9 protein-coding genes and 1 pseudogene are annotated in these 14,278 nt (G+C 38.6%); 6 read left to right on the top strand and 4 right to left on the bottom strand.

Annotated elements, in window-relative coordinates; all coding sequences use genetic code 11:
* Positions 1-10 precede the first annotated feature (10 nt).
* Together AWM76_RS04450 and AWM76_RS04445 are read left to right on the top strand one after the other, a co-directional pair.
* Positions 11-2,467, top strand: coding sequence for a transglycosylase domain-containing protein (locus AWM76_RS04450; RefSeq protein ID WP_003142551.1), 2,457 nt, complete (start codon positions 11-13; stop codon positions 2,465-2,467).
* A gap of 162 nt (positions 2,468-2,629) precedes the next feature.
* Entirely contained in the window at positions 2,630-3,577 is a 948-nt protein-coding gene (locus tag AWM76_RS04445) for an alpha/beta fold hydrolase (RefSeq protein WP_003142550.1), read from the top strand.
* A 77-nt stretch (positions 3,578-3,654) separates the two neighbouring features.
* Here AWM76_RS04445 and nrdF read toward each other — a convergent pair whose 3' ends face one another.
* The 3 genes from nrdF to nrdI are packed head-to-tail and all read right to left on the bottom strand — an operon-like array spanning position 3,655 to position 7,194.
* Positions 3,655-4,626, bottom strand: coding sequence for a class 1b ribonucleoside-diphosphate reductase subunit beta (nrdF, locus tag AWM76_RS04440; protein ID WP_003142549.1), 972 nt, complete (start codon positions 4,624-4,626; stop codon positions 3,655-3,657).
* A gap of 32 nt (positions 4,627-4,658) precedes the next feature.
* Positions 4,659-6,842, bottom strand: coding sequence for a class 1b ribonucleoside-diphosphate reductase subunit alpha (gene nrdE, locus AWM76_RS04435; RefSeq protein ID WP_003142547.1), 2,184 nt, complete (start codon positions 6,840-6,842; stop codon positions 4,659-4,661).
* Positions 6,823-7,194 carry a class Ib ribonucleoside-diphosphate reductase assembly flavoprotein NrdI gene (nrdI, locus tag AWM76_RS04430; protein ID WP_003142546.1) on the bottom strand — a complete coding sequence of 124 codons (372 nt, stop codon included), beginning with the start codon at positions 7,192-7,194 and terminating at the stop codon, positions 6,823-6,825. The genes nrdE and nrdI overlap by 20 nt, the downstream gene beginning before the upstream one ends.
* Positions 7,195-7,627: 433 nt before the next feature.
* Between nrdI and AWM76_RS04425 the strand changes: the two genes are divergently transcribed.
* Complete coding sequence (locus AWM76_RS04425; protein ID WP_003142544.1) at positions 7,628-8,089, top strand: CopY/TcrY family copper transport repressor; 462 nt, start codon at positions 7,628-7,630, stop codon at positions 8,087-8,089.
* Positions 8,090-8,093: 4 nt separating this feature from the next.
* On the opposite strand, the gene AWM76_RS04420 is transcribed toward AWM76_RS04425, so the two are convergent.
* Complete coding sequence (locus AWM76_RS04420; RefSeq protein WP_003142542.1) at positions 8,094-8,774, bottom strand: uracil-DNA glycosylase; 681 nt, start codon at positions 8,772-8,774, stop codon at positions 8,094-8,096.
* Positions 8,775-8,964: 190 nt separating this feature from the next.
* On the opposite strand from AWM76_RS04420, the gene AWM76_RS04415 reads away from it, so the two are divergent.
* From AWM76_RS04415 to AWM76_RS04405, 3 genes and pseudogenes are all read left to right on the top strand, one after another.
* On the top strand, positions 8,965-9,843 hold the full coding sequence (locus AWM76_RS04415) for a Cof-type HAD-IIB family hydrolase (RefSeq protein WP_003142541.1): 879 nt from the start codon (positions 8,965-8,967) through the stop codon (positions 9,841-9,843).
* A gap of 562 nt (positions 9,844-10,405) precedes the next feature.
* Entirely contained in the window at positions 10,406-11,959 is a 1,554-nt protein-coding gene (locus tag AWM76_RS04410) for a Ppx/GppA family phosphatase (RefSeq protein WP_039935603.1), read from the top strand.
* 42 nt (positions 11,960-12,001) lie between these two features.
* Positions 12,002-14,158: pseudogene (locus AWM76_RS04405) on the top strand (RNA degradosome polyphosphate kinase); the annotation flags it as partial.
* Positions 14,159-14,278 lie beyond the last annotated feature (120 nt).

Genomic DNA, 14,278 nt, shown 5'->3' with positions numbered 1-14,278 from the left:
AGTGATATGCATGAGTCAAGATCAAAACTCAAGACGACGAAGCCAAAATAATCGCAAGTCGTCTAAAAAAATTCAAGGTAAGCGAGGTAAGTCTAACCGCTCTGGCATGGCCCTTTGGAAAAAGATCTTACTTGGTATTGTTGGCGTCGGTGTAGTAGTTGGGGTAGCCCTTTCAATCGTTGCCTATTCCTGGATTTCTGATAGTCCTACACTCACCGAAGAAGATTTGTACGGTACCATCGCATCTAGTATATATGACAATGAAGGTAACATTGTCTATGAAACTAGTCAAAACGATCGAATAATCGTTGACGAAAGTGATATTTCACAAACAACCTTTGACGCCGTCACCTCGATTGAGGACCGACGCTTTATGGAGCATAACGGGTTTGACCCGATTCGTATTGCTGGGTCTTTCTTAGCCAACCTAAAAGCTGGTGGCATTACTCAAGGTGGTTCAACGCTAACCCAACAATTAGTGAAGCTTACCTCTTTTTCAACTAAGGAGGAAGACCAAACTTATAAACGTAAAGTCCAAGAGATTTGGCTAGCGATTCAATTAGAACAAGACTACACAAAACAAGAAATCTTTGAGTTTTATATTAATAAGGTCTACATGGCCAACGGTGTTTACGGTATGGGGACTGCTGCTGAAGTTTACTATGGTAAATCCTTAAGTGAGCTGTCAATAGCCCAAACTGCCCTATTAGCTGGTATGCCGCAAGCACCTAACGCTTACGATCCATATTCAGATCCTGACGCTGCTGAAGAAAGAAGAAACTTAGTACTTGCAGAGATGTTGGAAAATGAAAAAATCACGCAAGAGGAATACGACGAGGCAGTAGCCACACCAATTGAAGATGGTTTACAAGATATTGACACTGAGTCTACTGAACAATCTGAGACTGCGATTATGTTAGACTCTTATATTCAAGTGGTTGCTGATGAAGTGGAAGAAGCAGGGTATGATATGTATTCAGATGGATTACAAATCTATACGCATTTAGATATGGATGCCATGACCGAAATCTACAATACAATCGAGGATGAAGATGGTTATTACTTCACAAATGACAACATGCAAGCTGCAGCGTCATTAGTGGATACAAAAACGGGTAATATCCTAGCCCTATACGGCGGACGCAACCAAGAAGGACAATTGTCTTATAACCGGGCAACGCAGTTAGAACGAAGTGTTGGTTCTTCTATTAAACCATTTGCGGACTATGCAACTGCTATAGAATATCTAAACTACTCTACCGAATCTTCTATTAAAGATGAAGAGTATACTTATTCAGATGGGACAGAGATTAATAACTGGGATAACTTGTATCAAGGAACTATTACACTTCGGCAAGCTTTAATCGGTTCTCGTAATATTCCAGCCTTAAAACTGTTGCAAGAAGTAGGTACTGAACAAGTAGATGAATTCCTACAAGGTATGGGGATTGTGTTAAACGATGGGGATGGTGTTCTTGAATCAAACGCTATTGGTGGTGAAATCACCCCGTTACAACTAAGTGCAGCTTTTGCGACACTGGGGAATTACGGTGAATACAACCAACCACGTGCGGTTGATTACTTTACAACTTTCGATGGTGAAGAAGTCACGATTGATTCAACAAGCACCCAAGCCATGGAAGATTCAACTGCTTATATGGTAACGGACATGTTGAAAGATAACTTTACGGATACTTCATATGGTTTATCTACTAATTACCATGCTCCTGGATTAGCGGAAGCTGGTAAGTCAGGTACGACAAACTATACCAAAGAAGAGGCTGCTAAACTCGGCGTTGATTCAAGTGCGGTACCCGATACTTGGATGTCAGGTTATACGACTGATTACGCCCTATCCATTTGGACTGGTTATGATAACCCATTCTCTACCGATGAAGTTGGCTATATTGATGGGTCAGATAGACACATTGTAAGTTACCTATACCAAGCAATTATGGGATACTTATCCACTACTTCAGAAAATGCGGATTGGGTACAGCCTGATTCAGTACATGAAGTGAAATTAGTCAAAGATGCAATACCAGATGAATTCCCTACAAACGCGACACCATCATCACAAATCTTAACTGGTTTGGCTAACGATGACTTGTATTCAGATTACCAAGCATGGTTAGCATCTGGAAATGCGATTGTACAATCATCTTCATCATCTTCTAGCCGTGCATCATCAAGCAGCTCAAGTTCTATTTCTAGTTCAATTTCTTCATCGTCAAGCTCAAGTTCTTCATCAGCTGCAGAATCGAGCGAAGAATCAATCTCCTCTGAAAGTGAGTCTTCTGAGTCTAGTGTGAGTGAAAGTTCTGAAGCTGAAATACCTTCGAGTGAAGTGGAATCTTCAAGTGTTTCATCACCTACTACTGAACCAAGTGCTTCATCATCTTCTAGACCAGCAGACACTGGCGACGACGGGGATGTTGAGGACGAGGAAGCAGACGAAGCTGCTTAGGACCGGAATTACCAACTGAGTCTATGATATAACAATATTTTAAAAGGCCTGTGACGTTTTGTCGCAGGCCTTTTCTATTCCATAAATTATATATCCCTATTAATTGTGCTTTAACATAGAAGACACTATAATAGACTTAATCGAAAAAAAAGAGGGGAAATTATGTTTGCATTAGACTACTATAACACTGTAACTATTCCATCCGCTTCACCTGACCGCCCTTATATCCCTGTTTACGCTTGGCAAAACGCCGATCATCCAAAAGCCATTATCCATATTGTCCATGGGATGTCAGAATTTGGTGGTCGCTATAAAAAAGTAGCTGAGTCATTTGTGGACCAAAACTTTTTAGTCATCGCCCATGACCATATTGGCCATGGAGGACAAGCTAAAGAACACAACCGTTTAGGCTATTTTGGCACAACGGATGCTGCTAAAGTCATGGTTGAAGATTTACATCGAGTTGTTCAAGCAACCAAGAAACATTATCCCGACTTACCCTATTACGTGTTAGGTCATTCAATGGGGGCATATATAACCCGTTTATATCTTGGTCAATATAGTGAGGAAGTAGACGGCGTATTATTGAGTGGGACGAACACCCATAGCCCTATTTTCGCGACAGGTGCAGCCTTAGCACCTATTTTAAATACCTTGCATCCAGATGCCTACAATTACTATATCCATCAAAAACTATTCGGTACGGGCCTAACTGATGACCCTGCTGTTGCCAATGCTTTTCCAGAATATTGGTATCCGCCTAAAAATGGTGAAGATAGGGATTGGCCGCTAGTTGGCTTTGTTTTCACCAATAACGGTTTTGCAGAGTTGGTAAAAATTGCCCATAAGGCAACTTTACCCAGCTGGACCCGAAACATCCGGAAGGACTTACCAATTGCCATTATTGCTGGTCGTAACGATCCACTAATTAATGGTGGTAAAGAAACCCACAAACTGGCTAAAGAATTCACCCGTTCTGGTTTTGATGATGTCACAATTATGATGTTTGAAAATCGCGGTCATGAATGTTTAATGTACGGCAATACTAGACCCGTTTACCAAATAATCAATAATTGGTTTAAGAAACAACTAAAAACCATTCATGATTAAGTATATACAAAAAAACATGCAAAAATCGCGCCTGTCATTTTCGACAGGCGCGATTTTCATGTAGCCAATATTTTATTTTAGGTCCATTTTTCGTAGTCTTCGTCTGACATGGCTTCAACTTGCCCTAGTAAGTAACCATTACCTACTTGTGAGAAGAAGTCATGGTTTGAAGTACCGGTAGAAATACCGTTCATAACGATAGGGTCTACATCATCCGCTGTATCCGGGAACAATGGATCAAATCCTAAGTTTTGTAATGCTTTATTGGCATTGTAACGTAGAAAGATTTTCACATCTTCAGTCCAGCCTAAGTCATCATAGATGTACTCGCTGTATTTCGCTTCGTTTTCATATAATTCAAACAATAAGCTGAAGGCCCAGTTTTGCATGTCTTCTTGCTCTTCTTTCGATAATTGATTGAAAGCAATTTGGAATTTATAACCAATGTAAGTACCGTGGACACTTTCGTCACGTAAAATCAATTTAATAATTTCAGCGACGTTTGGCAATTTACCGTTTCCTAAGTACCATAGTGGTGCATAGAATCCTGAGTAGAATAAAAATGATTCTAGGAATACCGAAGCCACTTTTCTTTGTAAATCAGTACCGTTTTGGTAAATACCGTTAATACGGTTCGCTTTGTATTGGATAAATTCATTTTCCCGTGTCCAGGCAAAAATTTTATCAATTTCTTTAGGTGTGTTTAAAGTTGAGAAAATAGATGAATACGATTTAGCATGTACACTTTCCATGAATTGGATGTTATTGTAAACCGCTTCTTCATGTTGGGTACGGATAGATGCTTTAAGTGATTCCATACCATCTTCAGATTGCAAAGTATCTAGTAGTGTTAAACCACCAAATACTTTTCCAATCATGTCTTGTTCTCTAGCTGATAATGTACGCCATGTATCTAAATCATTTGATAATGGGATACGTGTATCTAACCAAAATTGTTCTGTTAACTTTTCCCAAGTCAACTTGTCAATCATATCCTCAATATCATTCCAGTTAATAGCAATATAAGGATTTTCATTAAAATTCGTCATGTGTGTTCCTTCCTTATTCCAAGTGCAATCGATTAAACAGTACAGCTTTCACAGTAATTTGCGCCAACTTCTTCGTTATTGTCTGTGAATGTACGTACGTAGTAAATGGATTTGATGCCACGTTTCCATGCGTAACGACGCAAGATGTTTAAATCACGTGTCGTCATTTTGCTTGTACGCCCTTCTTTCCAAGGGTATAAACCTGCAGGAATATCTGAACGCATGAATAAGGTTAAACTCATACCTTGATCAATATGCTGTTGAGCAGCTGCATAAATATCGATAATACGACGGTTGTCGATATCGTAGGCAGATTGGTAATAAGGTAGCGTCTTATTGCTTAAGAATGGTGCTGGATAGTAAGTCTTACCAGTTTTCTTTTCTTGACGTTCTTCAATCAATTGGATGATTGGATGTAAACTTGAGCTTGTTTCATTTACGTAAGAAATTGAACCAGTAGGCGCAACTGCTAAACGGTTTTGGTGGTATAAACCATGCTCTTGAACGGCAGCGCGTAAGGCTTTCCAGTCTTCTTGAGTTGGGATGTGAATACCTTCAAATTGCGCTGCAACTCTTTCAAATTCAAACGTTGTTTCTTCATTGATGTATTTGTCAAAATATTCACCTGTCGCATAAGTTGAGTTTTCGAAGTTTTCGAAAGTGACACCACGTTCTTTAGCGATTCTATTAGATGCTACTAAAGTATAGTAGTTTAATAGTAAGAAGTATTTGTCTGTAAATTCAATCGATTCTGGTGAACCATAGTGCATTTCATTTAAGGCAAAATAAGTATGTAGTCCCATTGCTCCTAAACCGATAGTATGCGCTAAATCATTACCTTTTTTAATTGAAGGTACTACGTCAATAGCTGATGCATCTGTTACATATGTTAAACCGCGAACCATTGTATCAACTGATTTACCAAAGTCTGGTGAATGCATTAAGTTATTGATATTTGTTGAACCCAAGTTACATGAAATATCTGTACCTAATTCTTCAAATGTCTGGTCGTTGTTGATAATTGAAGGACGTTGTACTTGTAAAATTTCTGAACACAAGTTACTCATGACAATTGTCCCATCAATTGGGTTTTGGTCATTTACAGTATCGATATTGATGATGTAAGGATAACCAGATTCTTGTTGTAATTTAGAGATATCGTCTTCTAAATCACGCGCACGGATCTTTGATTTCTTGATTTCTGGGTTGTTTACCAAGTTATCATACTCTTCTGTAATGTTGACATAGGCATAAGGTTTACCATAAATACGTTCAACATCATAAGGACTGAATAAGTACATCATTTCGTCTTTTTCTGCTAATTCATAGAATTTATCGGGTACAACTAGACCTAGTGATAAAGTCTTCACACGGATTTTTTCATCAGCGTTTTCTTTTTTCGCAGATAAGAATGATACAACATCTGGATGGAAGACGCTAAGGTAAACTGCACCTGCACCGTTACGTTGCCCCAATTGGTTAGAGTAAGAGAATGAATCTTCTAGTAATTTCATGACTGGAATGATACCTGAAGAAGCATTCTCAATTTTCTTAATTGGGTCGCCGGCTGCACGAATGTTTGTTAGGTTAACCCCAACCCCACCACCTAAACGAGATAGTTGAAGTGCTGAGTTGATTGTACGACCAATTGAGTTCATGTCATCTGTTGCTTGGATTAAGAAACAAGAAACCAATTCTCCACGACGTTTACGACCCGCATTTAGGAAGGTAGGTGTCGCTGGTTGGTATCGTTGGTTGATCATTTCATCACGTAAATCGCTCGCTACTTGCTCGTCACCATTTGCTAAATACAGAGCAGTAAACACGATACGGTCTTCGTAACGCTCTAAATAACGTTTACCATCGTTTGTTTTTAGTGCGTATTGTGTATAGAATTTGTAGGCGCTCATGAATGATTTGAAACGGAATTTGAAGTCATACGTTTCCTGCATTAAACGTTTCACAAATTCACGGTCGTATAAATTCAAGAAGCCTTCTTCTAAGTAGTCATGTTCAACTAAGTAGTCGATTTTTTCATCTAAAGTATAGAAGAATACGGTATTTGGGTTAACGTGCTCTAAAAAGTAGGCCCGTACCGCTTCTTTATCCTTCTCAATTTGAATTTTTCCGTCTAGTGGACGGTTAACTTCGTTATTCAGCTTGAAATATGTAATTTCTTTTTCTTGTACTACTGCTTTAGGTTGGTCCAATTTCATTCACCTTTTCTTTCATAATTGTAACGTCGTTTACATTTCCCTGGAATTCAAAAGTTAACAGCAAAGGTACATTATACGCTTCTGCTAGATCTTTTGCAGTAAAACAATAAAGTTCATTGAAATTTAGATTCCCTGAACCACAAACGCCTTTTAAATACGTTAGATTTTGGCCAGTTTCAATAAAATCATTTAGTATTTCGGTTACTTCAATATCATAAGTTGGAGCAATCACGATATAGGGTTCGTTAATTTCTTGAAAAGCATTATCCATTGTAATTCTCAGGCTATCCATTTCAAGTTTATTTACAAACTTGTGTGTCTGTCCGGTAAGAGACATGTACACAATTTTCACATCACATTCCTCCTGTTCAAAAAAACGACACCACTACATGTAGTGGTGTATTTATGTTACACATAACTATATATTGTTCATTCTGTAATTTCAACTATTTAAGACCGGTATTGTTTCAGGAAAAAATATATCAATCCAGATAGCCAGACGTTATTATAAAATACAATCATCAGTCTAAGCCAACAATTAAGGCAATTCATCTGAAGCATAAATAATTATTCGGGCCTTTTTTGCCCACAAATAAATCTTTTGCTTGAAAATTTTATTTTAAATTATGAGATGATTTATACAAAAAATGTTTTAAGTCTATTTTTTGCAAATCTATTATTATAAATTAACTACAGAAAATCCATTTCACTTGCGTTTAACCATCTACAAATGTAAACTTAAATTGATTCAACCATCTGATATCTACTACTGAAAGGAGTCAGCGATGACAAGCAATATTATCCAAGAAAAAAGACAAGATTTCCAAGATGTTTCCGCTGCTGAGTGGGAAGTCATGCGGGTCGTATGGGCGCAAAAAGAAACGAATTCCCGCACCATTATCGCTTCGTTAGAGGACAAAAAAGATTGGAAAGCCGCAACGATTAAGACCTTAATTGGTCGCCTAACTAAAAAGAACTGGCTAGAAACGACTAAAAACGGTAAATCATTTATTTACCGTCCGGCAATCGATGAAGACACTGCCTTAGAAAACCAAGCACAGACCCTATTAAATGGTTGGTGCAATACCGATGCTGACAAGGTAATTTCTGCACTTATTCAAGCCTCTGTATTAGACGATAAGATGAAGAATAATATCCTCAATGCCCTAGACCAAGCCACTTACGTTGACCATGTTACTTGTAATTGTGCGCCCGGTCAATGTATCCACCATCCAGAAACCCATTAACCATCTATTCTGACACTTGCCAATCAATTGGTGTCCGTCCTGATTTTTCAAGCAATTCATTTGCCTTGGAAAATGGCTTAGTCCCGAAAAAGCCACGTGTGGCGGATAAGGGACTCGGGTGCGCTGAACTTAGAATGTAATGTTTATTTTCATCTATTAAGGTAGCTTTGGCCTTTGCTGAATTGCCCCATAAAATAAAGACAATGGGTTCACGCGCTTGATTTAAGGCACTGATAGCCGCATCGGTTAAAACTTCCCAACCTTTACCTTTATGGGCATTAGCACTTGAATCTGGCACTGTTAAGACCGCGTTCAATAATAGGACACCTTGATCAGCCCACTGTCTTAAATCACCATGACTAGCAGGTTGGATATCTAGATCTGACCGCAGTTCTTTATAGATATTTCGTAATGAAGGTGGAATCTTCACACCTTTGTTGACTGAAAAACTCAATCCGTGCGCTTGACCTGGTTGATGGTAGGGATCTTGTCCTAAGATGACTACTTTCACTTGGTCAAATGGCGTATGCTCAAAAGCTGCATAGATATGATTTTGGTCTGGGTAAACCGGGCCTTTTTTATATGCTTGTATGATAAAATCTTCGAATTGTTTAAAATTCTCAGACTCTAATACTGGCGCTAATTCTTTGGCCCAGTCACTTGGCATCTTCCCTAATCGTGTCATGCTTTTCGCTCCTCTCTACTTTATAGTCCATCTTTTATTATAACATGGATGAGGTCTTTTGTAATTCACTGCCTAGTCAAACCCCTGATTAGATTGGACTGATATCTGTTTTTACATTCATCATTTGACTAGTGAATTTAAATTGACCGTGGTAAACTGAATTTAACTTAATTTAGATAGGAGCTTACAAATGATTGAATTGATTGTTTCAGATATGGATGGCACCTTATTGGACGAGCATATGGATATTCCACAAGCAAATATTGATGCGATTATGCATACGTATAATAAAGGGATTCCATTTGTTGTATGTACTGGCCGTAATTTTACCGAAGCTAAAGTTAAATTGGATGAAGCGGGTATCCGTTGTCCGATTATCGGCTTGAACGGCTCAATCCTTTTTGACAGAAATGGAAAAGTAGAATACGAAGTGGATATCGATGACCAAACTGCCCTTGATATCCTGAATAAAGGCTATGAGGCGGGCTTTTATATGGAGGCCATGACCAGTAAAAATGTCTACTCATCTTCGTTAGAGCAACGTATTCTTGCAATTACGGAACTGATTCACGAGATGAATCCGGAAATGTCATTAGAAGAAGCGAGAACGCGTGCAACCCAATCGAACGAGGTAACAACTATCGATTATCGTGATGATTTAAGAACTTTGATCACTGATGAAGGTCAAGCCATTATAAAGATTACTTTCGTGGATGCTGATCCAGAAAACACCATTAAACCAATGGCTACAGAAATCGGGGAACAATACCCTGATACCCATATCACCTCATCATTTAAGTACAATATTGAAATCAACCATGCTGATGGGACTAAGGGTAAGGCTGTTGAAAAATACTGTCAAGACCATGGTTACAACATTGATAATGTCGTGGCAGTTGGGGATAATTTCAATGACGTGTCTATGTTAAAAGCTGCTGGCTATTCGTTCGCAATGGCCAATGCGGAACCGGAAGTAAAAACATACGCTAAATATGAAACAACTAGCAATTACGACGGTGGCGTGGCGAATGCCATTTACCAGTCACTGAAAATGGCTGAGCACAACTAAAATATAGCGGCTATAAAATCACTATATAGTCACTACTCACCCAACCGCTAGACTTTATAGGAAGTAGCTTATGAAAGTGACTTTGATCAAAACCCCCTGCTTGATCGGCCTGGTCACCCAGTCGAAAAGGCTATTTTATACTTAGTAAATGGCATCAGATGCCACTTACTAAGTAATCTCACAAGTATATGAAGCAACCGGTGGTAAACCAGTTCATTTATCGTTCAAAAGAGGTGCTACAACAGTCGTTTATACTCAACGCGAGGAACCAAAAACCGACCAATACTGTCAGGGAATTGGATGATTGTGGCAAATGTCGGAAGAGTTTGACGTTCGTAGCCCGATATTATGGCTATCGTTAAATAGCAAGTATGGGGCTTGTGGCTTTTAGGTCACGGGCCTCTTTTTTCTAGAAATCCCCATAAATTTTCAGGCAAAAATAGTCTTTTACTTATCGGGAAATATTATTTCGGATTTTCCTAAATTGCGTTATACTAAGCTTAAGATAAATTTCATATTAGTTGTTACTGAAGCACATGAGAAACGAAAGGACACAATAATTATGAAAGAACGAATTGGTTTAATTGATATAGGTTCAAACTCTATTCGCCTTGTTGTCTTTCAAGTCGAAGATAATTTAGCCATGCGAGAAATTCAAAACATCAAAATTCCTGCACGGATTTTCCAATATATTAATGATGATCACGAAATGTCACAGGATGGTATTGATATCCTAGCCCGGATTATTGGCGCCTTTGCCAAAGAAGCGGCTATATTAAAAGCTGACCGCATCTTGCCAAAAGCAACTGCAGCCATCCGACAATCAAAAAATAAAGATGACATCGTCAATCAAGTGAAGAAAAAAACTGGTGTCACCATTGAAATAGTACCAGAAGAAATGGAAGCTTACTACGGATTCTCTGCAGTCGTTCACTCTATGAGTGATTCTGACGGTGTATCCATCGATATCGGTGGTGGCTCAACAGAGATTACTGTTTTCAAAAACAAAGAATTGGTTGAAGCCTTCTCTTTCCCATTTGGGGCCGTATCATTACAAGAGAAATTCTTTAACGGGAAAGACTTCAATGATGCTAAAAGCATCAAGGAAACACGTAAATTTGTCCGCCAAGCCTTTTCTGAACAACCCTTCTTTGAAAACTTAAACTTACCGATTTTTGCCATTGGTGGTTCTGCGCGTAACGTTGCCCGTGTCCACCAAATGCAGTCAAATTACGGTATGGCTGGTTTACATGGATATACAATGAAACCTAAGCAAATTGACCAAGTCTTTGATACTTTTGTCGGCTTGTCAATGAAAGAGATGCTCAAGCTAGAAGGTTTGTCATCTAACCGAGCAGATATTATCGTGCCAGCGACAATCGTTTTCCAAGAACTAATTCAAACCGTTGATTCACCAGTATTTAAGTTCTCACAAGAAGGATTGCGTGAGGGGATTGTGTATGAATATTTAGAGGAAAAATACCGTTCTGCCTTCGACATCCATCGAGTGGCCCAACAAACAGTTGAACGATTATCTAGTATTTACCAATTTTCAATGCCTGATTCAGCGCAACGAATGGTGATTGCTCGCCAGTTATACACGGCCTTAAGTGAGGATGGCTATTTGAAATTGAATGACCATGAATTAGAGTTATTGAATTATGGGGCATATTTGTACAATCTTGGGGAAATGATTGAACCAGGAAATGCATCGCAACATACCTTCTATTTACTTTCTAACTCTAACTTAAATGGATTCTCGCACCCTGAAAGATTAGCCCTTTCTATTTTAGCTTCATATAAAAATAAAACTTTATTTGGCCAATATTTAACAACCTATGGAGAAATGCTAGACGATAAACCAGTGGAAACCCTTCAACACATTGGAGGACTGATCAAGTTTGCTGAATGTCTAAATGATTCTCATAACAATATTGTGAAAAGTATGGATACTGTGATGAAAGGTAATAGCCTGATTCTACGTGTCTTCTACCAAGGAGAATTATTATCCGAAGTTTACCGTTCTGAGGACCAAAAGAAACATGTAGAACGTGCAATCGGCAAAGACATTACCCTAGAGTTTATACATGCAAATTCATATCGGGCCATTTTATAACAGTTACTAGTCTCTCCGTAGCTTAATGAAAAGGAGAATACAAAAATGACTGAACAAATCAAATACGATCTTGATAATCCTGATTACTATGAAAACCGAGAAGTCTCTTGGTTAAATTTTAACTACCGTGTATTACAAGAAGCTGCCGATGACAGAAACCCTTTATTAGAGCGATTAAACTTTCTAAGTATTGGGACGTCAAATTTAGATGAATTTATGATGGTTCGTGTAGCTGGCCTACAAGATCAATACCATCTAAATGTCAATGAATTAGATTCTAAGAAACAATGGACTGCTGAACAGCAACTCATCGCCATTGCAGATAAAAACCATGAAAATAACGAATATCAATATGCCCTATACCAAGAATTGAAGAAAGAAGTGGCAAAACACAATATCCACTTTATCCGTTTCAACGAAGCGCCTACGCGTCGCCAAGAGAAAATGAAAACATTCTTCTTCAATGAGATTTACCCAACGCTTACACCACTTGGTATTGATGCTTATCGTCCTTTTCCAAGTTTAAACAACAAATTAATTCATATTTTTGTGAACTTAAGCCGTGAAGGCGAACAGCAGGTAGCTATTGTCCCAATTCCACAGTTGGCGAACCGTTACTTCCATTACGAAGAAAATGGTCACTATTACTTCATTAATCTAGAGGATATTGTGACAAACTTTATTGAAACCTTATTTACTGGTTATACTATCGAATCTAGCTTCTTGTTCCGTGTGACCCGTAATGCCGATCTAGACATTCAAGAAGATGGCGCAGAAGATTTATTAACAGTCATTGAAGACTACTTAGTACAACGACGTAACGGTATGGCCGTTCGTATCGAAATTCAACAAGAAGAAAATTATGATCAAGAATATATCCATGCAGACCTTGAATACCTGCTAGAAGAATTGGGTCTATTAGAACGTGACCTTTACTTTGTAAACGGTCCACTAGACCTAACTGGCCTTGGGGATGCCATCGATGTCTTGGAAAATTACTTCCCTAACTTACGCTATGAACCATTTAAACCGGTTTACCCGAGCGAATTACAAACCACGAATTTATTCAAATTAGCTGAAAAACGTGATATCTTCCTACACCACCCTTATGATTCTTTCAAACCAGTAGTCGAATTTATCCAAGATGCAGCCAATGACCCTCAGACCCTTGCGATTAAGCAAACTTTATACCGGGTATCGGCGAATTCACCAATTATTTCAGCCCTAAAAACAGCTGCTGAACGTGGTAAACAAGTAACCGTTTTAGTGGAATTGAAAGCACGTTTCGATGAAGAAAACAATGTCCAATGGGCAAAAATATTAGAAGAAGCTGGCTGCCATGTAATCTATGGTAAAACCCACCTTAAAACCCACTCTAAAATTGCCATGGTTGTGAAACAAAAGAATGGTCGCGTTCACCGTTACGTCCATCTTGGAACGGGTAACTACAATGATAAGACTGCCCGTTTCTATACTGATATGGGAATTATCACAACTAACGAAGGGATCGCGGAAGATGCAACAGACTTCTTCAACTACCTAAGTGGTTACTCTAACCAACCCGACTACCACTACCTACACGTATCACCTTTTGCGATTCGTGATAACTACATTGAAGATATCGAGGATGAAATTCAAGCCCACAGAGCGAATGGTAATGGTCATATTATTGCCAAAATGAACTCATTAACCTCAAAAGATGTTATCAGAAAACTATACGAAGCTAGCCAAGCTGGGGTAAAAGTAGATCTGATTATCCGTGGTATTTGCTGTCTGGTACCGGGTATTCCTGGCGTATCAGAAAATATCAATGTCATTTCAATTATTGGCCGTTTCTTAGAACATAGCCGTATCTACTGGTTCAACAATAATGGTGATGAGAAATTATTCTTATCATCTGCTGATATGATGACCCGTAACATGATCCGCCGTGTAGAAATCGAGTTCCCTATTTTAGATGAACATATTCATGAAGAAATCATGGAAATCTTGAAAGTATACTTAGAAGATAATACCAAAGCGCGTTACAAATTACCTGACTGTACCTACCAATATGTACAAAATGATTTAGCGCCAGTAGACTCACAAAAAATCTTCATGCAAAAGGCTTTAAACGAAGGCGAACAAGCCAGAACATCTGCCCCGCGCAGTAAAATGACTTGGTTTGAACGTTTGCAAAATAGACTAAATAAAAAATAGTGACGGATTTTAATAATCGGTCGCAATAAAAATAGCACCTTTGGATTAAATGTATTTGATTCAAGGGTGCTAATCATGTACCATGAGTATGGTCAGGCGTTTTACGCCTCGAATCTTATG

It is taken from the genome of Aerococcus viridans, from assembly GCF_001543285.1.
In the GTDB taxonomy this organism is placed as follows: Bacteria; Bacillota; Bacilli; order Lactobacillales; family Aerococcaceae; genus Aerococcus; species Aerococcus viridans.
Note: the sequence above shows the minus strand (reverse complement) of the source record. Positions and strands in the feature narration are given on the sequence as shown.